The following is a 24,738-nucleotide window of genomic DNA, read 5'->3' on the forward strand; positions in this document are numbered from 1 at the left end:
TTATGACAGTAACGACAAATCACATCCACTTTAGCCATATCTCACCCAGAATAAAAAGTAGGGAGTTTATCACAAGATCTAATCATTGGGAGCATGACCCATTTTTCATTATGTTAATACGAATCTTTTCTCTTATGTTGATATATTGCTTTCTTTCTGATTCAATGGTTGAATCAGATTTATCGATATCTTTTGTATTGATAATATGAGGAATATGACAATATATGTTGATAAAACCGACTAGTCGAAAAATCCACCACATATCAGCTTCATAACGTATTGATTTAAGTTTTTTATATAGACATTGTGCTGCATGATTATTAATTATGTATCCATGAGTACCCCAAGCGTTGAACGCTATAAAAATATTGTCATTTAACTTTTTATTATGTATGTAAGAATACACTTTAGATAATAGGTAAACATTGGGTTTTTTGTCATCTAGAGCGATTATTTCATCTATTTCATCTAAATAACTTTTCATAATAGTGAGACACTCGATTTACTTTCTCTGAAAGAGTCTATTTGCAGATTTTTTCAAGAATTTTTTCACATTACTGAGCAGTTGCCACATATACCGACAACAATGGTTACGTGTGACTGTTTCATGTAACGTGTGCCATAAGTATTCTATTTTGTTCAACCAAGGCGAGTAGACGGGCAGGAATAAGAGGATAATGGTGGGGTTTTGAGCCAACCAACGCTGAACTGCCCGGCTTTTATGAATGCAATAATTATCCAAAATCACGGTCAGCGTTTTCACACCCCGATAATATCTTTTTAAGACTTCCAGCATTTTAATAAAAATACGCAATTAACTTGAAGATGCAGGAATTAAAGTCTGGAAATTATCGGTCAGCCGGGTAGCTAATTCCTGTCCTTTTTCGGGTAAGGTGACATGAAAAAAATGATGAAGGGTTTTACGGAACGTTTTGGCATCCGGGAAATAGACATTGTTTCGTACCTGCTCATTCGCGTACTTCCATAATCGCTCAATCGGGTTGAGGTTAGGGCTGTAAGGCGGCAGATAATGCAACCTGATATTCAGGACTTCAGCAAAAAATTGTACTATTTCAGCACGGTGGTAACCCGCTCCATCCAGAATAATATGAATTCTTTGTTAAAGCGGATACGTTTCCCGGATGGCACAGAAAAACAGGACGACATTTTTCGCGTTAATCGTCGGATAGTCACGGATCACCGTCGCTTCAATCCGTTGCAAATTGAGGGCGCCTATAATATTGAGGCGGGTGCGGCTGCCGGTGGTTTCGACCACTTTAACCTGCGTCCTTCCACGCTTCATCCAGCCGTAACGTAATTTTGTAGATTGGGTAGGATGCACGACATCAATAAACAAAATCGGCTCATTTTGCCCACATTCCGCTTTCAGCGCGTTGTAGCGCTCAATAAACTGTTGCTGTTTATCCGTATCGGATTTATGCGGTGTCCCCATCGGCTTCTTATAGCTGAACCCCTGGCGGTGAAGCCACTTTGTCATCCCAGCCACGGTGAAAGTCACCTGCCAGCGCGTCCAGACCCAGGCGACAATTTGCGCGGTGGTGTGCATCAAATTAGCGGTCAGATACGCCACTAACTCTGTCGTTTGTTCGGCAGACAAGCGGCTTTCAGAGCCTCCATTTTCAGGGGCGAGTTTTTCCTCAGAAGAATAATCCTTCAGATGGCGACTCACGGTACTTTCATGAATACGCAAAGCCTGAGCAATCATTTGAGCAGTCCAGCCTTCTGAGGCTAAAAGCACGGCTTTGATACGGTCACGGACGCGCCCATCACGAGTCGTATCGTGCATCAATTCAAGCGCTTCTTTTTGGGCATCTGTCAGGGTAATTTTCATGGGCGCGATTTTGATCTGATAGGAATGAAAAATCAAGCATCTTCAATGACGATGAGTATATTATGAAAAATTATTTAGATAGGTTTTAATTCTATTACAATGAATTGAATCTGTGATCATAAAATTGGTTATATTGAGATATAATACCATAATTTTAGGTTATTATTTTTTTATGATTAATTTCTAATATATTTTGTGATGAATTTCACGAGGTCTATTCAAAATAAATTTTGAAATTTAATTTGGCTCTGATACCATAAATTTAAGTGTTAAGTCAGCTTGTGGGTTAATTTGTTATAATAGTTTTGGATTTATTCCTGATGCGCGTTATTTTAATGCGACTCATTGAATTTTTATAATGCAAAATAATCTGTTTATTTTTTGTCCATAATGTTTCATGGCGACTGTATTTGAGTAATTATATTCAACAATAATTATAATTATTGCAATGACTAAAGTTAAGTATTCTGAGATTAATTATCATGGTCTATGGTGAAAATTGCATTAAGAATAAATAATGCAATTTTTCGCCCAACTGAGTATAAATGAGTTTTTAATCATGGATAAACCTATTTTTGAGCTATCTAGATCACAGCAAGCTATTTTCAAAATGGAATTATTTAATTTAACCGGATATTCTCTTTATTTGGGTGTTGCAATACGTATAAATAGAGATATTTTTTTGGACAGGTTTGTACGGGCAGCTGAAATAATACAAAACTCAATGGATATCTTTCATATTGGATTTGTGGCCAATGTTATTGAAACAGATCCATTAGCAACCCAGTGGCATGGCATTCGACAGATAACACCAAACGCTGAAATCATACAGATAGACTTTAGTTGCTACCCAGATCCAAAACAAGCTTTCGAGAGTTGGGCTGAACGTCAGATGTTGACAGAAGAAAAGCTGTCACTCACACCAGTACGAATTTTTGCTGTACGCTTCCGACAAGAACAAACAGGATGGTTTATTAAGGCACATCATGCGGCTACAGATGGTGAGGGATTGTCAATACTGATAGAACATCTAATGAGTGCGTTGGAAGAAGAAGAACCGGATACTGAATATCTCCTATTTTCGGTTAACGCGGAGGGTGAGCGGAATTATGAAAACTCCCGGCGTATGCAAAGAGATGAAGCGTATTGGCGGAGTATTTTCAGTGACAATACCGGTAACGAAACGGAATCAGCTAATGCCGGCAAAATAGCCAGCCGTTATCCGATTGGTGACTATCGCAGACTAACGCCTCTATCCCGGCGTGTACGTTACGAACTGAGCGAAGCTGAAAACGATATGCTGCGCCAGTTTAAAAGTCGTGGCGGCTCCATTTTCAGGCTATTTTTCGCGGCAGTTGCGTATACACAAATGGTTATTGAGGATGGCAATGGCGCTTTATTGCAGGCACCGATGCTTAACCGCTGGAGTAATGAAGAGAAACGCTCTGCCTCTATGGCAGTGGCACCGGTTTTGATCCCCGTATCTCGTGAAGCGGGGGAGACGGTGACAGATTGTTACCATATGCTTAAGCCGCGTTTGCAAAAAGCGGTTGCCCACTCACGTTATGCGCCAGGCGCCCGATGGAATGAATTTGCATCACAAGATTGGAAACGAATCATTCCCGCTTTCGGGGTTTCTTATCAAACTGGCATTTTCCGGAAAACTGTCTTAGGTGCTGACGTATCAATTGATCATATGCAAGCAGTAGAAGCCCTGTTTGCGACCATTCATATCCATGACCGCTTTGAGGGTGGGAACTTCAAACTTGAAGGTGATTTCCGCAAGATATGGTCATTAGATCAATGTCACATGTTTCTGAAAACAGTCACTGATTATGCAATGGAAGTTGCCTGCGAAATTTTGGCACAACAAGAAGTCACACAAACACCATTAGGTGAAAAAGAGCAAGAAACCCACTCTTGGAAAGAATCCCAGACAAAACCGATCGGCATTCATTTATACCATGCGTTTGAACGTTATGCTGATAACCTGTTATTCAAGCAGGGTGCTGATGCGGTAACTTATCGTCAGGGATTGCAATGGATTAACAAGTTCAGAGAACAGTTGCGTACCATACGAAATGGGCATGATGAGCACAATCCGGTATTTATTCTGGGAAGACGTACTCCTGAAACTGTGCTCGCTTATCTGGCTTGCCTGATTGAAAATGTGACGGTAGTTCCCGTTTGTCCGATCATGCCTTTAGCCAGATTATCGGCTATTGCCCGTAATTCGGGGGCATCTCTCTGCATTTATACGGAAACCGACCATCACCTTGCAGAAATGCTGGGCTTGCGTTTGTTACGTGTTTCCTTGGATAAGGCAGGGATTGATGTTGCATTGAATCCAGTGACATGGACAGAACATACACACTGTCACCCTGCTTATATTCTCTATACCTCAGGATCGACCGGAGAACCTAAAGGCGTGGTGATTTCCCCGATGGCGCTGGCCAATTATGCGTTGGCGGCTAAGGCGGCTTACGCTGCGCAGACTCCATTTAATGCGCCTTTATTTACCTCCTTTGGTTTTGATTTAACCCAGACCGCTATTCTGGTTCCGGTTTTGTCGGGCGGATTTATCCAGCCTCATGAACAAGATATCCGTGATAACCCTGAATTGCTGCAAACGTTACTGGCTGATGAGTCATTGACGGGCGTTAAATGCACGCCATCCCATCTCTCATTGCTGATTGAGCACAGCCCGGAAAGAAGTCATCCGCTGACTTTTGTTGTGGGTGGAGAAAATTTGTCTTCTTCTCTGGTGAAGAAAGCACTCGATTATTTTCCTGTGGGAAGCAAAGTAATCAATGAATATGGGCCGACAGAAACAACAGTCGGATGCTGTATCTGCTCAGTGAGTGAGGGAGAAAGCTCTCCTGACGGTAATAACAAGATAAACACCGCAGTTATGCCTATCGGTACAGCGTTGGGTAAAACAGAGATGTCGATAAAAGATTCTTGGGGGCAAAATATGCCCCGTGGATTCAGGGGTGAAATCAGTATCAGTGGTCCGGTGCTGGCCACGGGATATCTCAACGACAGTATCCAGACGCAGGAAAAATTTGTGTGCGGTGCTGATGGCTTAAGCCGTTGGTATCGTACTGGTGACTTGGGGTTACAGGACGAGCAAGGCATATTTCATTGCCTTGGGCGTATTGACGATGAATTTAAGATACGTGGCTACCGGATCCACCCCGCGGAAATAGAGAAAGCAGTGGAAAGTGTACTGACGAGTGTTGGGGAAAACGACAACTATAGTTGGGAGTTGAAGGCACTGAAACTGGTGGTTGATGAAGCGGATGGGTATGAAACAGTCGCTTTGTGCAGCAGTCAAGTCATACCGCATGACTGCCCGGAATTTCAACGTAGCCTGAAAACAAAAATTCCTGATGCTTGGTTACCAACGCTATACTGTACCGTACAACCCTGGCCGATTAATGCGAATGGTAAAGTTGATATGGCGGCGCTGACTGCCGCAGCTCAGGCAACGTTGATGGCGAGTGGTTCTTCCCAGCTCGGTTCAGACAATACACCAAGCCAGAATGCGTCGGGAACCTATCAACTGCCAATCTGGTTAAATGCAGATTTTCTGAAACCTATCTGGCCCCAGACCGTCGATCTTACCACTTCATTTCTGGAACAGGGAGGAGACTCGATCAAAGCGATCAGGCTCGTTGCATTATTAGCCAGAGAAGGGATTCGGATTGCTGCAAGTGAACTGTTAACGTTGAATTCCTTGGGCTCTGTGCTTGAAAAAGCCTGCGTAGCGGCATTGGAAAATGAAGTCACCAATTCGGCTATCTCAGAAGAGATTGAAGCAAGCTGGATTAAGTTCTTACCAAGTACCCGTTGGTTCCGGCAACAATGTTTTAAACACGGCAATCGTTTGCAACAAGGCATGGTGCTTGAGTTGAAATCTTCGCTCTCGGCTGAAGAAATAAACGCGGCTGTCTCAATGGTTAAAGCAAGGCATAAAATTTTTGCTTTGAGAGCAAATCAAGATTTGAGTGAGTTTTACTTTGCATCTCCAGAACCGGAGGTGTATGACGGTGATACCGTGACAGAAGACGAGATTCTGGCGCCGGGTGAACACCTTGAAGACCGATTGAATAAATTGCAAGGCCGAGTTTGTCTGGAGAAACAACCCAGCGTGCATTCGGTCGTATTTGATCCGGTTTCACACAAAAATTATCTGTTTTGGGTTTGTCATCACCTTATTTGCGATGTGCATTCATGGATTTTCTTATTGGATGAATTGGAGCAGGCTATTAATGATTCTTCATTCCAGACTGCGAACGCAGAGGAAACGATCCATGAGCAAGGCGCATTCCTTTGGGGTAAATGGTTAGGAGAACACGTTCCTGAAGTGGATGATGTACCTTATGACGATACCTTCCATCACTCCTCGGTGACTCCGGTTACTTTGGCGCTGTCAATTTGCGGTCATGATTTGCGATTGATGGAGCAACGCTTTAAGGCTGAGCGTTCACAATTGATCGCGGCTGCTTTGATGGACGTTATGCAAGATAACGGAATATTGCCTCCGCAGCCTGTAATCCTGTTTGAAAACCATGGGCGTTTATTCTCTGAAGCAGGCATTCCCGCAACCCGGAACACGGAAATGGCGAATGCGGTGGGTTGGTTTACCGGCTTTAATCAGTTGGCTCTTAACATTTCATCAGAGCACCCATACCGACTTTCCCAAACTGCTTTTTTGCGAATATTAAAGTCGGGTCTCTATGAAGATAAACAGAGCTGGAAAGTGCAGTTGGGGCTGAGTCATCCGGGAAAACGACCACACATGTGCATCAATGATATTGGATCGGGATTAGAGGGACGCGGAACATGGGCGCATTTCGATCTGGTTCAGTCCTTGTCGGGAGGTTTCCGGCATCCTGACGAAAAGAGTGTGACCGACTTTGACATCCTCATTCGTGATTGCCGTGAGTCTGGTTCTGTTTTAGTTGAATTGAGGTTGGGTATTCCCAACGCTAATGGTGATGATGCGCAGCATTACTTGGCACAATTAAACGAAAAACTATTATTGAGCGAAAAGCAGCTATTAAACGAAAAACGCTTAGCCTGGTGTGATAGCAAACATGAGGTATCCCGTGATTTGCAGGCTGATCAGTGTTTGGAACAGCCATTAATACCTGCCGATTTTCCTCTTTGTCAACTCTCACAAGCGGAGCTTGATCTCATTATTAAGGGAGCCTCAGCATGAGAACCGCTATCGATTCAGCGAATACAGTATTCAACGCTAATTATATTGAAGAACTGCTACAAGTGACGCCTCAAGCGAATGGGTTACTGTTTCACGCATTAAAAGATGGAAACAGCGCTTATCACATTGGTGTGGCATTCAGCGTGAAGGTGGATGTCGATAAAGAAGCCCTCCTTGAAGTATGGCAGCAGATACAGCAGTCACAGCCCGCTCTCAGGTCGGTTTTTGTCTGGGAAGGTATTCGCACTCCCCATCAGGTTATTTATTCTTTGCCCCGAATTCCGTTTGAATACACCCGTGTTGATTCGACGGCTCCCGTCCCGTCAATTAAACAGCGTTGCCTTGATTGGCTGGCATATTCTAAAGCCACTCCTTTTGCATTGAACAAAGAAGTGTTTCGCATTGTTGGCTTCCACGATGTTAAGGCGGGAACGGTAAGTCTGGCCTTCTCTTTTCACCATATTCTGATGGATGGCTGGAGTAGTTCGTTGTTGATTTCCCTCTGGTTGCAGGGATTGCGTCGGCAAAAAATTGTTCCTCTGGATGCTCGTATCTATTCACAACAACTCTGGCAGGGATTAAGCCAGGAAGCGTTGATGTCCGGTCGCAAATATTGGCGAGAGGTGTTTCAACATTTGCCTGATGGAGAGTTTTCTGCAACAACCAAACTCTTGGATGAACCCCTGTTCCGAACTACTGGTCACAATGTGGCTGAGAAAGCAATAAATGAAAAAATCGTCGTAAGTAGCCTATGGAGCGAAGAACGTAAATCGGCTATAGAATCACTTTGCCGCCGCGCGGGGGTAACGTCGGCCAGTTTTATTTATCTATGCTGGGCATTGACGCTGGCTAAATTCACCTTCCAAAAAACCATTACGTTGGGCTGTACATTTTCTGGCAGAGGCGGAGCTTTGACGCAGGACATTGACCGTCAGCCCTTAGGTCTGTTTATCAATACCGTACCGCTTATCCTTACGCTTGAAGGTAAGTGGATTATAGAAGCTGCTTTGCGTTCTGTTTTTCAAGCGCTACAGCAGGCGCAACAATATGAAAAAACGCCGCCTTTATTGATCCGTGAGGAAGCGGGAATACGTGAAGAACTCTATGACTCTATTGTGGTTTTTGATAACTATCCCATTGATGCCACATTGAAGGATACCCGTTGTGGCGCATTCGTGACGGATTTATACAGTGAAGAAACGACGCATTTCGGTTTGACATTAACCGTTTCTGGTGTGGAACAATGGTTAGTCGAACTCAGTGCCGGAGAGGTTTTCACGGGGGCATCTGATGCAGTAAAAATGGTGTTTAATGGGTTTGAATCGTTGGTGGAAGATCTGATTAATCACACCACAGATACCTTGATTGAAGATCTCATCTTAAAATTTAGTACAGAGAGCGCTGAAGAAGTGTCTTTGCGCATCGGGGAGATCAACGAACAGACGCCGGATATCAATTTATTGCTGACAGGTATTTATCAGCGTCTTAGCGAGTCTCCCCAAGGAATCAGCCTGGTCGATGGACAAAATAACATCAGCAATTGTGAGTTATTGAAAGGAATTAGTAGCGTACAAGAACAGTTACGATTATCGGGTTTTATTCCGGGAGACAGAGTTGCTGTCCATCTTGAAAAAGGATTGTTATCGACTCAGGCAATACTCGCAATATTATTCAGTGGGGGCAGTTACTTCTATGTCAATCCGAAAGATCCACTGCAACGTAAAAAGATGCTGTTAACTTTGGCAGATTGCAGCATTGTTTTATGTGGTGCTTCCTTTAATAAAGAACCAGGCGCAGAGAGCGGGCGTTATTTACTGCTGGATATTGAGGAAAAGAGTTTACAGCCATCTACGGCGGAGCCAACGCTATGGACTAACCGACGGCCTGAAGATGAATTTTACTTTATATTCACGTCGGGAACGACGGGTACGCCTAAGGGGATTGCGATTCGTAATGAATCGGTCGCAAACCTGCTGGACTGGTTTATTAAAGAGACGGTGCTGACAGCCGCTGATAGAGTGCTTGGGCTGACCGATCTGAATTTCGACCCCAGCGTAGAAGATTTATTAGGGAGTTTTGTTGTTGGTGCCACGCTGATCTATCCATCGCCGAATGTGTTACTGGAGAGACAGGCATTCATTGAGCTGTTGCAGTCTGAATCCATCACCTTAATCAACTTTATTCCCGGAGCCATTGCACAGCTTATTCAGGATGCACCATTCTTGCCTGCCATGAGATTGTGGATATTTGGGGGTGAAGAATTACCCAAACGTCTTCGGGATGATTTGTTGCAGCAAGGGTATGCCGTTAGCAACCATTATGGTCCCAGTGAGACGACGGTGGATTGCCTCAACGCGAAACAATCTCTTACTGCGGATGTTGCCATCGGTTGGCCAATTCAAAATGTTATTGCCTACTGCGCTGATATATTTGGCAAACCATTGCCTGCCGGTGTTCGTGGTGAGCTTTGGGTGGGAGGCAAGGCGGTTGCCCGTGGTTACACGACGAACCCCGTTGAGACGGAGAAATATTTTGTTAAATCTAAGTACTTGGATCAATACAGTAAGCATCCTTTTTATCGCACTGGCGACATGGTTACTTTTTCCAGTGAGTCAGGTTTTCGCTATCTGGGGCGGATTGATGACCAGGTGAAGGTGAACGGTATTCGCATTGAACCGAGTGAATTGGAGCGTGTTGTTGAGACATTAGATGTGGTTAAAGCCTGTTGTCTATTGCCCGTAACAGAATCGCCCGCAATAGAATCGAAGGGAAAGCGCCAGTGGTATCTTTTTGTTGATAGCCATGAACCCCCTGCGATGTTGGAGCCTCCGGTACGAGAACATATCCGGCGTAACTTCCCGGAATCGTGGTTACCTTCACTTATTGCGGTTGTCGATGGGTTTGAACGTACCATTACCGGCAAAATTAATCGCCGAAGCTTACAGGAGTATGCTGCGCAACAACTGCAAACAAAACCGGTGGAAAATCATGTGCCATTGGCAGATCCGGTGGTAGCTAAAGTGCAGGCGGTTTGGAAAGCGGTGCTGGAAAGCCAAATGATTGATATAAACATCAATTTCTTTGATGCTGGTGGTAACTCGATAAAGATAATTGCACTCCAATCCCAGTTGCAACAAGCGTTCAATCAGGAGGTTCGTGTCACTGTATTATTTGAGCATCCGACGATTTCCTCATTCTCAAACTGGATTAAACAGAACCGGTTGTCACCTGAACAGGTGAACTCAGACAAACAATCATCCCAAGAGCATATGCTGTCGTCATTCCAATCCGGCAAGAGCAGATTAGCGGACAGGCGACGCAAAGCCAAAGGAAGTACAGGAGAGCCTGTTTAATGAATGACGATGTATTTTATGTGCTCATAATAAATATTAATTATCACATGGGAAATAATGATAGGTCTTTATGGTCTTAATATTTCTTTTATTTACTGTTAATTGATAAAGTATATTTTCCATGTGTTTTTCATGTTAATTTCTCGAAATTAACATGAAGGTTACTTTTTGATAAATAAATCATTGCATGAATCAACTCTATTTTATTTTAAAAAATAGAGTTGATTGCGCTGTCAAAGTTTTTTGCGGAAAAATATAAATTTTACATTGGTTTTAAGGCTGTGACTTAAGGGCGGTAGCGTATCTAAATAACACTTATGGAATCGGATATTCTATATTTTGTTTTTATCTTTTTAGACAAGCTGATTTTCAATCATTAAAAGTGGGGGTAATCGTTGAAAATATCAATTATTGGTGCCGGTGTTATGGGATTAGACACGGCAATAACATGTGCTGCATATGGGCATAATATATTACTTATCGATATATCCTCAGAGGTTCTGAGAAATCTCGCTTCGCGAATTTCAAGTGAATTTCGTTTATATCGGATGCTTAAGCCTGAATTTAAATCTCTGGATATATCAGAATTGAAAGAACGGATTCAATTTACGTCATCTTATGAAGAGATTAGAGAGTGTGACTGGGTAATTGAAAATGTCAATGAAGAGTGGGCAACTAAACAGGATGTTTATAAAAAAATAGCACCATACATTAAGCCTGAAACTTATATTGCTGTAAACACAAGTTGTATATCCATCACAAAAATTGCAGCAGCGTTACCTTTTCCTCAAAAAGTACTTGGCCTCCACTTTATGAATCCCGTGCCCATAAAGAAATGTGTAGAAGTGATTAAAGGTTTCCATACTTCCGAACAAACATTGACTGAGGCAAAAAAATTCTTACAGAGCATTGAGAAAAATCCTGTTGTTGTAGAAGATTTTCCCGGATTTGTTTCTAACCGGCTTTCTCACTTATTCATGAACGAAGCGGCATTTCTCGTACAGGATAATCTCGCCAGCCCACAAGATATTGATCGCATCTTCAAAGAAGGTTACGGACATGCTATGGGGCCATTAGAAACCGCAGACCTGATTGGGCTGGATACGGTTGTTAACTCTTTGCAGGTTCTCTATGAAAGTTATCAGGACCCGAAATACCGTTGCTGTCCTCTGCTAAGGAAAATGGTTGAAGCGGGAAATCTTGGTAGAAAAAGTGGTAAGGGCTTTTTTAATTATAAAAACGCGGAATATTAATGATGGATGACTTAGCAAATAAGCCAGTAAGCAGTGATACACCGGTAAAATGTATCATCTGGGATTTAGACAATACTATATGGGATGGGGTTCTCTCTGAGGGGGATAATCTTAATTTAAAGCCAGGAATAGAAAAAATCATCGACCAATTGGATCAAATGGGTATTTTGCAGTCAATAGCAAGCAGGAATGAAGCGTCTGATGCTTTGGAAATGCTGAGTGAGTTTAATTTAAAACACTATTTTATTTATCCTCAAATTCATTGGGGTGCTAAATCTTCCTCGATTGAAAATATTCAGAGAAATTTAAATATCTCAGCGGATACATTTATTTTTGTTGATGATCAGATTTTAGAAAGGGATGAAGTTAATGCTAAATTCCCGCAAGTCACTTGTATTGATGCCTTGGAATATCAGTCAATACTTCATTTGCCTAGAATTGCCAACATGGAAATATCGGATGATGCAAAATTAAGAAGGCAGCGTTACCAAGAAGATATTCTGCGTAAAGAAGAGGAAGATGAATTTATTGGTACATCAGAAGAATTCCTCAGCCAACTCAATATGAAGTTTTATATCGCCAAAGCCAAACACGAAGATCTCCTCCGGGCTGAGGAACTGACACAACGGACTAATCAGCTTAACTCAACAGGCATAACTTACAGTAGAGAAGAATTAAATGAATTAATTCACTCAGATGAGTATGGTGTATTTGTTTTTGAATTAGTGGATAAATATGGCTCTTACGGGAAGATAGGTCTGGCATTAGTACACTATAAAGAAGAGGTTGACTATATTAAATTATTATTAATGTCCTGTAGAACGCTTTCTCGTGGAGTGGGAAGTATAGCATTGACTTATATTATGCAGCAGGCAAAAGCAAAAGGGCATAAATTGTATGCTGAATTCAGACGTACACCTCGTAATCGGCAAATGTTTGTGACTTACCAATTCTCAGGGTTTAAAGAAATAGAAAAGCTCGCTGATGAGACGATGCTCTTTGAAAACGAATTAGAGCAAGTACCTGACTTCCCTTACTATGTTGATGTCATTATAAATTAATAGGATATGATAATGAAAGACCTGGATACAATCGCCAAAGAAATTCGTGAATTTATTGAAAATAATATCTCTGTATTTGATGATGATGTTGAGTTGTCGGATGATACTAATATATTTACAAGTGGTTTGGTCAATTCACTTTTTGCCATGCGTTTACTTTGTTTTATTGAGGAAAAATGTTCTATAACCGTACCGGATGAATATATAGAACGTGAAAATTTTGTTTCAATCAACTCAATGCTGAACTTAATTAATAAAATAAGAGAGTAAGGTTTATATGATGGGACATGAACTCCATTCTTTGGTGGAAGCTGCAAAGCAATTTTCAGATAATGTATTAAGACCAGCCGCAACTTTAATTGATAAGCAGGGTAAAGTGCCCGGTGAAATTATCACTGAAATGGGAGCGCAGGGCTTTTTAGGCGCGATGTTGCCCAAAGAATATGGCGGGCAAGGTATGGACCCGCTTTCTTATGGTTATTTGACTGAAGAAATCGGTAAAGGATGTAATTCAACACGCGCATTATTAACGGTTCACACAAGCTTAGTGGGTGAAACGCTTGCAAAACTAGGAAGCCAATCGCAAAAAGAAAAATATTTACCGCCAATGGCGAAAGGTGAAAAAATCGCATGTTTTGCCTTATCTGAACTGGAAGCTGGCTCTGATGCTAATGCCATCAAAACAAAGTATGAAGTGACAGAAGATGGGTTCAGAATTAATGGCAGCAAAAAATGGATTACTTATTCAGGGATTGCTGATTTATTCCTCGTATTTGCCCGTTGCGAAGAAAAAGTGAGTGCATTCATCGTCGAATTTGGGGTGAAAGGGTTAACGAGAAAACCAATGCTGGATTTGATGGCAAGCCGTGGTGCTTATTTATCAGAACTTTATTTTGATAATGTAGAAATACCAAAAGAGAGTTTAGTCGGGCGTGAGGGTGAAGGGTTTAGCTTTGTCGCTAATACAGCCCTCTATTTTGGTCGTTATAGTATCGCCTGGGCGGGGGTTGCTATTGCCCATGCCGCGTTGGAAGAGATGGTGACTTATGCGCGTAAGAGGCAACAATTCGGCCAAAAAATCGCACAGCATCAACTAATTCAAGGCATCATTGCTGATTCAGCTACGGCATTTTATGCCGCAAAAGCCACTTGTGAAAAGATTGGCTATTTAAGGAATCAGGGTGATCACAAGGCCATTATGGAAACGAATATAGCGAAATATAATAGCTCGGCAGTCGCTATGTTGGTTGCCAATAACGCCGTTCAGGTTCTCGGAGGAAATGGACTATCCAGCCGCTATCCGGTAGAAAGGTTATATCGTGAAGCCAAGGTTCTGGAAATTATTGAAGGAACTAATCAAATTCAGCAAATGATAATCTCGCAACATGCCTTGCGTAGTTTTTATAGAAAAAATTCGATTATTGAGTGATATCTATAAGAGTACGAATCTATCAGCAAATCCCGAAAATTAAAAATTAGATATATAAACTAATCCGGGGAAATCTGAATACTTAAATTCGTAATGAATTTGATGCCTTGAGCCAATATATCATTTTCTTCTTTATAGAAATGATTAATTATTTAAATTGAATAAGCCAGCTCTTTTCATTAGCAAATGATCATAATAAAGGTTAATTATGGTAAATAATCTTACTGGTCTTGAAATTGCCATAGTTGGAATGGCAGGTCAGTTCCCTGGTGCAGATAACGTACATGATTTTTGGGAAATGCTCCGTGATGGAAAAGAAGGTATTAGCAGATTCACGCAAGAAATATTAGAAAATAATGGCGTATCGGCTGAAGAATATTTACATGAAAATTATGTTCCTGCCAAAGGTGTAATCAACAATCCATATCATTTTGCAGCCGATTATTTTGCAATTAATTACTCAGATGCAGAAAAAATGGACCCGCAAACTCGTTTGATGATTGAAACTTGTTGGCAGGCACTTAACCATGCTGGCATTGATGCCAAAAATTATCCGGGAGAAATTGGTGTTTACGCAGGAGCAGGTAATCAGTGGTCATGGTTCAAAACATTAAATACGGAATTCAGTTCTGCGGCAGAACAGTTCCATGTCGCAACATTAAATGACTCTGCATTTTGTTCCCGTATTTCCTATTTACTGAATTTGCGCGGCCCGTCAGTCACGATACAAACAGCATGTTCAACTTCATTAGTTGCCGTGCATACAGCGTGTCAGGCTCTGCAAGCCGGAGAATGTGAGGTTGCTTTAGCGGGGGGCGTCAGCGTAACGCATCCACATCAAGCTGGCTATATATATCAGGAAGGGATGATAAATAGTGCAGACGGCAAAACACGGGTCTTTGATGAACACGCGGGTGGTACGGTGTTCAGTAATGGCGTTGGTGTTGTTGTACTAAAAAGATTGAGTGATGCGATAGAAAATAACGATAGAATTTATGCCGTTATCAAAGGCAGCGCAATTAATAATGACGGCAGTGACAAAATAAGTTTTACTGCCCCTAGTACTCAGGGACAGCAAAATGTTATTCAGGCTGCATTAGATGTCGCAGAAGTTGATCCTGACAGCATTAGTTATATAGAGGCACACGGGACAGGAACTTTACTGGGAGATCCGATTGAAATTGCCGCCTTGAAAGCGGTTTTTAACGGGTCACAATCTTGTGCTATAGGTTCCGTCAAATCAAATGTGGGGCATTGTGATACCGCCGCAGGGATAATATCACTGATAAAACTCACATTATGTGTCTATTTTAAAACGTTAGTGCCATCCATTAATTTTGAGAAAGCGAATAAAAAATTAGAATTAGAAAAAACACCTTTTCATGTTAACACGCAAACAAAAAACTGGCTCAGTAAAACTGATGAACTTATCACTGCCGGAGTCAGTGCCTTTGGTGTTGGTGGAACCAATGCGCATCTTATTCTCCAGGAATTTTGGGAGAAAATGGAACCCATTTCGATAGAACACTTAAATTATAAAGAACTTCCGAATCGAATTGAGTTTAAACCTTTAATAAAACCAGATACTGCCCGTCATCTGCTCGATGAGCAGGAAGAAAATGTCATTTTTGCAGAAAAAATCGATATTAAATCTTTGTCTAAAGAGATATTGGATATTTTAAAAGTCTATTTTTCAAATAAGAAAATTTCGAAAGAGGATAATTTCTTTGATATCGGTGCCAGCTCTTTAGATATTGTTCAGCTACACGAAAAGATCAATAACCATTATGCAATAAAATTATCAGTTAATGATTTTTATCGCTATACAACCTGCCAGAAACTTTCTGAAAAAATACACAGCTTAATCAGTGAAGCACCAGCTAAGATCATCAATAAGTCGAAAAGGGCAGCAAGAGGAAAAGCATCAGGTAGCAAAAAGAGAGTATTTAATGATTACCCGGCACATGCCATTGCTGTCGTTGGCATGAGCGGCCGATTCCCCGGAAGTCATAACATACAGGAATATTGGAAAAATATACTATCTGGCAAAGAAGGTATTTCTTTCTTTACGGATGATGAACTGATCGATGCAGGATTTCCTGAACACATTTTCAAGAATAAAAATTATATCAGGGCAAAAGGCATTATTGAGCATTCACTGGATTTTGATAAAGACGCTTTTGGCTATACAGCACGTGAATCACAATATATGGACCCACAATTCCGTTTGCTGCATGAAATAACGTGGCAAGTGCTGGATGATGCTGGATATGGTAATCCAAAATATCGCCCTGTCACGGGTCTGTTCGCCTCTTCCGGCTCTAATTACGCATGGCTGGATTTGGTAAAAGATGAAGTGCAAGACACCACCGAACAATTTGGTATTGGGTTGTTAAATGACCGGGAATTTCTCACAACCAGAATCGCTTACAAATTGAATCTTACCGGGCCGGCCGTGACCGTTCAGAGTGCGTGTTCCAGCTCTGCGTTAGCGATAACGCTTGCGTGTCAGAGCCTGCGGGTCAATCAGTGTGATTTGGCACTGGCCGGAGGGGTTTCCGTCACCGTACCGATAAAAAGCGGTTACATGTATGTCAATGGAATGGTGAATAGCGCAGATGGTCATTGCCGCCCATTTTCTGAAGATGCCAGTGGTACTGTTTTCAGCGATGGCATTGGCATGGTTGCTTTAAAAAGGCTGGAAGATGCCATTGAAAATAATGATCATATTTATGGCGTCATCGTTGGTTATGGTGTTAACAATGATGGTCATGAAAAAGCAGGATTTACCGCCCCGAATGCAAACGGGCAGTCTGCCTGTATCAAACAATCTTTAGAAATGGCGAGTCTCTCTGCCAATGACGTTGAATACTTGGAAGCGCATGGAACGGCAACATTGGTTGGCGATGAAGTTGAATTAGAAGGCATCAAAGATGCTTTAAACGTCACAAGCGACAATCCCAAAACTTGTCATATTGGCAGCGTTAAATCGAACATTGGTCACACCGATAGTGCCGCAGGTGTTGCGGGGGTTATTAAAGCACTGCTGGCATTGAAGAATAAGAAGATCCCACCCACTTGCCATACTGAAACAGCGCATCATTTATCGTTGGAAGGTACACGGTTCCGTTTGATCAATACTGCCACTGATTGGGAAGATAACAATAATATCAGAACCGCAGGTGTGAGCTCATTTGGCATTGGCGGAACCAATGTGCATATGACCATTCAATCAATCTCAGATCAAACCAGTGACGAGCAGGATCGTGCAGAACTCATCACGCTTTCAAGCAAAAGCAGAGAAGGGATAATTAAAACGGCAGAAGCCCTGAACCGGTTTTTGAGTGCAGATGTTCATACAAAGGCGCTTTCTGATATTGCTTATACACTCCAGATTGGAAGAGGAGAATATGAATATCGCACCTCGTTTGTTGCAGGAAATATAGAGGAACTCAACACCACATTATCTGATGTTAAAGAGACAAACAAGATCGCGGAAATTTCCTCTGACCACATACCGGGTATTGTATTTATGTTCCCCGGTCAGGGTGCTCAATATATCAATATGGCAAGGGATTTATACAATGAGCTGAGTATTTTCAGAATGCAGCTTGATGAGTGCCATGAATATCTATTAGAGCAATTTGGAATAAATTTACTCGCACTACTCTATGATGAGAAGGGTCAGGAGAGTGCAGAAAAACTCCGTAACACTCAATTTACCCAGCCGGTTATTTTTGCCATATCTTATTCTCTTGCCAGGACTTTGGAAGCACTGGGAATAGAAATGAACGCAATGATTGGCCATAGCATTGGTGAATACGTTGCAGCCGCAATGGCAGGAGTCATGACATTGGATGAGGCCCTGAAACTCGTTGCTATCAGAGGCCTTATCATGCAGGAATGTGAGCCCGGAGCGATGCTGAGTGTTTCAACGGGCAGAGAAAATATTGAGCCTTATTTGATAGATGAAGTCACGTTAGCAACGGTAAACTCATCGAATGCCTGTGTTATCGCAGGGCCTCAGGGTGAAGTTGAGAAAGTTCAGAAGAATTTGATTGCACAAAATTACCGTACCCGATTACTGGAAACCTCTCACGCCTTTCATACCTCAATGATGAAGACTGCTGTAGAGAAATTTAAACAGGCTTTGAGGGAGATAAAGTGGAAAAAGCCCAATAAAGCTTACATATCAAATGTAACAGGCCAATGGATCACGGCAAAACAAGCAAATTCTGTCGATTATTGGGTCTCGCACTTGTGTGAAACCGTCGAATTTCATCAAGGTATTCTGACTTGCCTGGAACAGTCTGAGCTGAATACTTTTATTGAAGTCGGGCCGGGCAGAACACTGTCTACGTTTGTTAAACAGATTGTTGCGGCAAATACAGATATCTCTGTTATTAATGTGATGCGTCATCCATTAGAAGAGGAAAACGACAGAGTTTATTTATTAAAATTACTTGGACAACTCTGGATGAAAGGCCAACCCGTCAATTGGCCGGCCATTTACCAAGATCTGAATCCAAAACGAGTGAGTTTACCCGGTTATCAATTTATTTCAGAGAATATGGAGCTTGGAAACTCCGGCGCCAGTTTGAATTATTCAGAAAAAGTATCTGAAATTCGAATCCCAAAAAATAACATTTCAGAATGGCTCTATGGTGAAATATGGCAGGATGCTCTCTTACCAAATAAATCGAGCCAATCTGATGTGAAAATGGCGCTCTGTTTTGTGCCAGATATTGAGTGGTGCGAACCTCTTTGTCGTCATATGAATATTGACGAAAAAGCAGTAAGATTTGTGTTATCAGGTGATAATTACACCACTGCGAACAATGTTATTACATTGTCAGAAGGAGAAGCCAGCCATTTCGAAAGGCTGTTTAATGAATTAAAAGAGAATCAATTACAACCTGATTCGATAATATTTGCCTGGCCTTTATCGGGAAGCCATGAAGTAAAAAATACATGGTTTTCTGCCATTACTCTGCTTCAGGCATGGACAACAGTCGGAAATATGTGTGATTTCCGTTTGTTGCTGGTTAATACAGAACAACCTGAATCCAATATGCTCAATGGCTTAGTAAAAGTCATTACGCAAGAAGTCAGCAAATGTCATCCCAGATTAGTACAAATTGACACGACTGAATCGATTGAAAAAACCTGTGAGATATTAACTGAAGAATTATTAGCAACAGATGAGCGCTTTATTGTTCGTCGGACAAAAGAGGGTTGTTCAAAACAAGCCTATGAGCGGCTTGCAATAAATCCACTGAAAGAGCACTCGCTCCTTAAACCGCAGGGTATATACCTCATTACCGGAGGATTGGGGGATTTAGGGCTTTTATTTGCAGAATATCTCCTGAAAGAATATCAGGCGACAGTGATACTCGCCGGACGAAGGGAATTACCTGATCAGCATGAATGGAAACAAGCCATTAAATCGCACTCGCCATCCTTCGAAATATTGCAGCGGCTCGATAAACTTTCCGATCTTGGTACAGGAAACTTAGCTTATTATGCTGCCAATGTCGCTGATAAGTCTGCAATGCAACGTTTATTAGCGACGATCGCTGAACAATATGGAGAATTAAATGGCATCATCTGTGCGGCGGGTGTCACGGAAGGAAACTCATTCCAGGGCATTAACAGAATAACGCTGGACGCCTGTTTACCACAATTAGAAACCAAAGTTGAGGCTTATAAGATTCTGGCAGAATTAACAGAAAATCAGCCGCTGGATTTCTGCCTGCTTTGTTCTTCAATTGCCGCAATACTGGGAGGATTGAGTTTTTCTGCATATAGTTCTGTCAGTGCGTTTGCTGATTCTTTTGCGCAACAGCAAAACAAGAAAGGTAAGCCCTGGATTAGTGTTAACTGGGATGGATGGATTTTCGAACGTAATGATGCGGGTAATGCACTGGGCTCCTCATTGAGTCAGCTTTTAATTGAACCTGATGAAGGGATTAAAATTTTAGAGCGTGTTTTACAATCACCATTAAGAGGGCAATTTATTGTTTCCACCGGTGATTTAGATAAACGCTTTGAACAATGGGTTGGTACTCATTTAAAAACGTTCGATATTAATAAAGCCAATAAATCCCAACGAAAAACGATTTCCAAAGCCCAAATCGTAGAAACTATCCTTTCGGTGTGGAAAGACTTTTTAAAAGTAGCACATATTAACCGTGAAGATAATTTCTTTGAATTAGGTGCTAACTCTTTGGATCTGGTTCAAGTCAATAAAAGATTAACGGATGCACTCAATATCGATATTTCCGTTGTTGATATGTTTAGTTATCCCACTTCTGATCTATTAGCTGACTATATAACCAATCAGTTTGGAACAGTCAGTACCGATAACGTTCAGGATGAAAGCATTGAAGACAGCTATGACAGTTCTTATGCAACTGAAAGCAGGGCTAAATCGGAAGCGATATTTGATAAACACATTGCGATTATCGGCGTAGCCGGAAAATTCCCGGGTGCTGAGGATATTCATGAATTTTGGGATAACTTATGCTACGGAAAAGAATCAATCAGCACAATGAGTAAGGAAGAGCTCATTGAAGAAGGCATTGATTCAGCATTATTAGACAACCCGAATTATATTCGTGCCAAAGGTATTATGCCTCATTCGGGTGAGTTTGATGCTGAATTCTTTGGCTATACTCCTTACGAAGCGCGTCAAATGGATCCGCAAGTACGGGCGATGCACACTTGCAGTTGGCAGGCATTGCAGGATGCGGGAATACCGGCAAAAAACAATAAGCTAAAAATCGGCTTATATGCGGCTGCATCAGGGAATTTACAATGGTTAGCGCAGGCAATGGCAACGGCGGAAGGCAGTGCCGGTCAATATAGCGCTATGGTGGTTGCAGACAAAGATTATATGTCGACGAGCGTGTCATATAAATTAAACTTGTCCGGGCCAAGTATGGTTATCTCAACGGCCTGTTCTTCATCGCTTGTCGCCGTTAGTGAAGCCGTTAAATCACTGCGTGCAGGAGAATGTGATGTCGCTCTGGCAGGCGGTGTTTCAATTACTTTGCCAATCAAAGCTGGCTATTTATTTGAAGAGGGTATGATTTACTCTAAGGATGGAAAATGTCGGCCATTTGATATTCAGGCAAACGGGACGGTATTCAGTGATGGCGTTGGTATGGTGGTTCTAAAACCACTAAAACAAGCAATAGCAGACAAGGATAATATTTATGCGACTATTATCGGCAGTGCAATTAACAATGATGGGGGCATGAAAGTCGGTTACACTGCGCCAAGCACAAAAGGTCAGATTGACGTTATTCAGGCGGCATTACGAGATGCAAATGTATCATCAGAAAGTATCAACTTTATAGAAACACATGGTACGGGAACGAATTTGGGTGATCCCATTGAATTCAATGCACTGAAACAGGCTTTTTCAACGGATAAAAAGAACTATTGCAGAATTGGCAGTGTGAAATCAAATATAGGCCACCTGAATTTTGCTTCTGGAATCACTGGGCTGATTAAAGCTGCATTATCCATCAAATATAGAGTGCTGCCACCCACGATAAATTTCGCCCGTCTCAATAAAGAAATAGATATTACGAACAGCCCATTTATCATTAATAACCAATATACGGAATTACGTGATAATAAAAATCCAATCAGGGCAGGCGTCAGTTCTTTTGGTCTGGGTGGAACGAATGTGCATATTGTACTGGAAGAATTTCAGGCTGATCAGCGCAAATCGTCCAGACAAAACGTCAATAATCGATTGCCATTAATCTTGTCAGCACCGGATGAGAAATCATTACAATCCTATAAAAAACAGTTAAAGCAGGTGATTCAGAGCGATAACCAACAACTGAATGTGAGTGATATCGTTTATAGTCTGATGTTAAGGGAGCTAATGGCATCACAATTTGTTGCGACAGTAAACAATCGTGATGAATTGATTCAGGCGCTGTCTTCAACAGAAAAAGATAATATTAATCTATCACTTGGTATTAAGAGAAAAGTGGTATTTTTATTCCCTGGTCAAGGTGTTCAATATAGGGCTATGGGGCAAGATCTTTACAACAACAATGTGTTATTTAAGCAATGGTGTGATAAAGGATTTTTAATCGCGAATGATTATTGCGCAACTGACTTGAAAGCACTGCTTATTAATGACTCTCAGGATGAACATGTTTACGAAACGGAATTTGTCCAACCGTTGCTGTTTATTATTGAATATGCGCTGGCACAAGTTCTGAAATCTTATGATATTACCCCCGATGTAATGATAGGCCATAGTTTGGGGGAATACGTGGCAGCGACACTGGCCGGAGTATTCTCATACGAAGATGTGGTTAGAATTATCTGCATTCGCGGTCAATGTATGCAATCGACAGCAGCGGCGGCAATGCTTGCGGTAATGTCCTCATCAGAGAAAGTGAAAGAAATATTAACTGAGGATATTGAAATTGCCTTAGACAACAGTAGTGAGCTTTGTGTTGTCGCGGGATCTGATGATGGAATAACTCAATTAGAAGAAGTATGTCGCGGGTTATTAATTAAAACGAAACGTCTGGAAATTAAAAGAGCGTTCCATACCTGTTATATGGATCCTGTTCTGGAAAAATATAGTCAGGCTCTCGGAGAAATCACACTTAATAAGCCTCAAATTGATTTTATATCGAATGTAACGGGTACGTGGGTTGATAACAACAAAGTTATAGCAAGTGACTATTGGGTTAATCATATTCGCCAACCTGTACTCTTTAAACAATCTATTGCGACGATCTTAGAAAATGAAAATTGCCTGTTTATAGAAGTCGGGCCAGGAAGTGGACTTTCTACTTTCGTTCAGAATCACTCAGATTATGGCGTAAATCATGCTTGTATCGCGTGGCAAAGCCATAAAACCAGAGACATGAGTCATCATAATGAGCTGATAGAAAAATTAGCCCTGATCTCCTTACATGGTATTGGTGTGAATTGGCAGCAGGAAATCAATGTTCAGCAACCTGAATTGATTCATCTTCCCCCAACACCGATACGCGGAAAAGCATACCCGACAGATATAAAAAGGTTGCAGGCATTGTTTTCTGGCAATTCCCCTCATGCTGTTGAAAAAGAGGAAAGAAAAGAAGAGCACGCTAAAGTGACCAACACAATCAAAGCGGCCAATACAAATATCAACTTGCTGGTCCAGGAACGAGATAGAGTTATCACCGAATTAGGTTCTATTTGGAAACGCATTCTTGGTATTGATGGCGTTGAAAACAGTGATGACTTTATTTCTCTGGGCGGGAGTTCTCTCTCCGCAGTGCAAGTGGTTGCAAAAGCGAAGGCAATTAATATACCGATTAACATGAATATGTTGTTGTCGGGCCAGACTTTGGCTGAGATAAGCAAGATATTAGATAATGGCCTCAAGATTGAATATAAGGGTTGGAAATTCAATGAGCATTTTTCACCTGAATTATATCCAACGTATGCCAGTTGCTTATATTCAGCAGTCAGAGAAAAACTGAAACATGAACATCATCTAAACTGCGATGATGCCATTATGCAGGTTTCAGATGGCAGCCACTTAATTGGCATTGTATTACAACAGGCTGAAAATAAGGTTAAATTATCTAATCAGGAAGTTAACTTTGGTAATATGCTTGGCTGGCCTTGGTTAGAAGAAAATTATGCCTTCTCTTATGCTAAGAAATTCTTCGAAGATTACGAATCCTATCAGAGCTACTGTGAAAAAGAGTTATCTCTTGGAAATGTCGTCATTGTAACCGGAAGTGACTACTATCTGCCTTTTTCACCTTCATACGGTTTATCAGAGGCGGAGTATATAACAAGGCCGCTATTCCAGGATATCGTGCTGGAAGACGAGACAATCCCACATGTTTTTGTGCTGGTTGGAAAGACCGATTCAGGGTATCAAATATATGATGGAAGCTTCCAATATTTTGGGGAGATCAGCACACAGGAATTTGAGAAGACGGTTGTTGGGTTTAGAGGTTTAGATTTTATGGAGTCACATGAAGTCTTCAATAAATCCCGGCCTTATTTAGTCATTACCGTAAATTGCACTGGTGATTTTCCTGATAGCCGTGGACAGAAGGAGCTCATTTTAAATAATCTGATTAATGATTTTAGAAGAAAAGAAGAGATAAAATATAATGAAAATGAGTTTTCTTGTTATATAGGTCTGGCCGCGATAGAAAAAATTATTGAAACCCCAGAGCTATTAACGAACAGTACTGCTAAGGATTTGGAGGAAATATTCACACGTTGGAATAATCAAATTAATTCATTAAGGCGCTTTTTAATTCTTGTAAGACCCGAACATGTCAAACAATTCGAAAGCGCATTCTATTTTATTAATGGAAGAATGAACGAGTTGATTGCATCATGTCAGGATAATGACCATGACAATAATAAGTTAAATTACTTGAATCTCATAAAATCGGAATTGGATTCTGTCATTGATATCCTCGGTTAATAAAGTGGCTTAATAACTCCTTCACCTTTCAGGTTATTTTTTTAGTGAAGTGTGCCATTCCGGTCACATAGTCAGCTATGTGA

General features: G+C 41.4%; 8 protein-coding genes and 2 pseudogenes. 7 read left to right on the forward strand and 3 right to left on the reverse strand.

Annotation, left to right across the window (positions count from 1 at the left end; all coding sequences use genetic code 11):
• Positions 1-82: 82 nt before the first annotated feature.
• The 3 genes and pseudogenes from AACS92_RS13500 to AACS92_RS13510 all read right to left on the reverse strand — a co-directional run bounded on the left by AACS92_RS13500 (position 83) and on the right by AACS92_RS13510 (position 1,852).
• Positions 83-484: a hypothetical protein gene (locus AACS92_RS13500; protein ID WP_099111485.1), complete on the reverse strand. Its 402-nt coding sequence runs from the start codon at positions 482-484 to the stop codon at positions 83-85.
• Between the two features lie 18 nt (positions 485-502).
• Positions 503-808 (reverse strand): annotated as a pseudogene (locus AACS92_RS13505) (transposase); the annotation flags it as partial.
• Positions 809-814: 6 nt separating this feature from the next.
• Positions 815-1,852, reverse strand: a pseudogene (locus AACS92_RS13510) (IS630 family transposase).
• Positions 1,853-2,411: 559 nt separating this feature from the next.
• On the opposite strand from AACS92_RS13510, the gene AACS92_RS13515 reads away from it, so the two are divergent.
• The 7 genes from AACS92_RS13515 to AACS92_RS13545 all read left to right on the forward strand — a co-directional run bounded on the left by AACS92_RS13515 (position 2,412) and on the right by AACS92_RS13545 (position 24,655).
• Positions 2,412-7,079 carry an AMP-binding protein gene (locus AACS92_RS13515; protein ID WP_241538010.1) on the forward strand — a complete coding sequence of 1,556 codons (4,668 nt, stop codon included), beginning with the start codon at positions 2,412-2,414 and terminating at the stop codon, positions 7,077-7,079.
• Entirely contained in the window at positions 7,076-10,432 is a 3,357-nt protein-coding gene (locus AACS92_RS13520) for an AMP-binding protein (protein WP_241538011.1), read from the forward strand. Before AACS92_RS13515 ends, AACS92_RS13520 begins: the two co-directional genes overlap by 4 nt.
• 395 nt (positions 10,433-10,827) lie before the next feature.
• On the forward strand, positions 10,828-11,685 hold the full coding sequence (locus AACS92_RS13525; protein ID WP_099111486.1) for a 3-hydroxyacyl-CoA dehydrogenase family protein: 858 nt from the start codon (positions 10,828-10,830) through the stop codon (positions 11,683-11,685).
• Positions 11,685-12,746, forward strand: a complete 1,062-nt coding sequence (locus AACS92_RS13530) for an HAD-IIIC family phosphatase (protein ID WP_099111487.1) — start codon at positions 11,685-11,687, stop codon at positions 12,744-12,746. The genes AACS92_RS13525 and AACS92_RS13530 overlap by 1 nt, the downstream gene beginning before the upstream one ends.
• A 12-nt stretch (positions 12,747-12,758) precedes the next feature.
• Complete coding sequence (locus tag AACS92_RS13535) at positions 12,759-13,016, forward strand: acyl carrier protein (RefSeq protein ID WP_047680374.1); 258 nt, start codon at positions 12,759-12,761, stop codon at positions 13,014-13,016.
• Between the two features lie 7 nt (positions 13,017-13,023).
• Positions 13,024-14,175, forward strand: a complete 1,152-nt coding sequence (locus tag AACS92_RS13540) for an acyl-CoA dehydrogenase family protein (RefSeq protein ID WP_099111488.1) — start codon at positions 13,024-13,026, stop codon at positions 14,173-14,175.
• Between the two features lie 208 nt (positions 14,176-14,383).
• Positions 14,384-24,655 carry a type I polyketide synthase gene (locus tag AACS92_RS13545; protein WP_099111489.1) on the forward strand — a complete coding sequence of 3,424 codons (10,272 nt, stop codon included), beginning with the start codon at positions 14,384-14,386 and terminating at the stop codon, positions 24,653-24,655.
• Positions 24,656-24,738: the final 83 nt, after the last annotated feature.

It is taken from the genome of Xenorhabdus sp. KJ12.1, assembly GCF_963876495.1.
Taxonomy (GTDB): Bacteria; Pseudomonadota; Gammaproteobacteria; order Enterobacterales; family Enterobacteriaceae; genus Xenorhabdus; species Xenorhabdus stockiae.

Excerpts from the sequence above, each read along its gene's own strand:
- AACS92_RS13500 (WP_099111485.1), bottom strand. The coding sequence starts at position 484 with ATGAAAAGTTATTTAGATGAAATAGATGAAATAATCGCTCTAGATGAC.
- AACS92_RS13515 (WP_241538010.1), top strand. The coding sequence starts at position 2,412 with ATGGATAAACCTATTTTTGAGCTATCTAGATCACAGCAAGCTATTTTC.
- AACS92_RS13520 (WP_241538011.1), top strand. The coding sequence starts at position 7,076 with ATGAGAACCGCTATCGATTCAGCGAATACAGTATTCAACGCTAATTAT.
- AACS92_RS13530 (WP_099111487.1), top strand. The coding sequence starts at position 11,685 with ATGATGGATGACTTAGCAAATAAGCCAGTAAGCAGTGATACACCGGTA.
- AACS92_RS13535 (WP_047680374.1), top strand. The coding sequence starts at position 12,759 with ATGAAAGACCTGGATACAATCGCCAAAGAAATTCGTGAATTTATTGAA.
- AACS92_RS13540 (WP_099111488.1), top strand. The coding sequence starts at position 13,024 with ATGATGGGACATGAACTCCATTCTTTGGTGGAAGCTGCAAAGCAATTT.
- AACS92_RS13545 (WP_099111489.1), top strand. The coding sequence starts at position 14,384 with ATGGTAAATAATCTTACTGGTCTTGAAATTGCCATAGTTGGAATGGCA.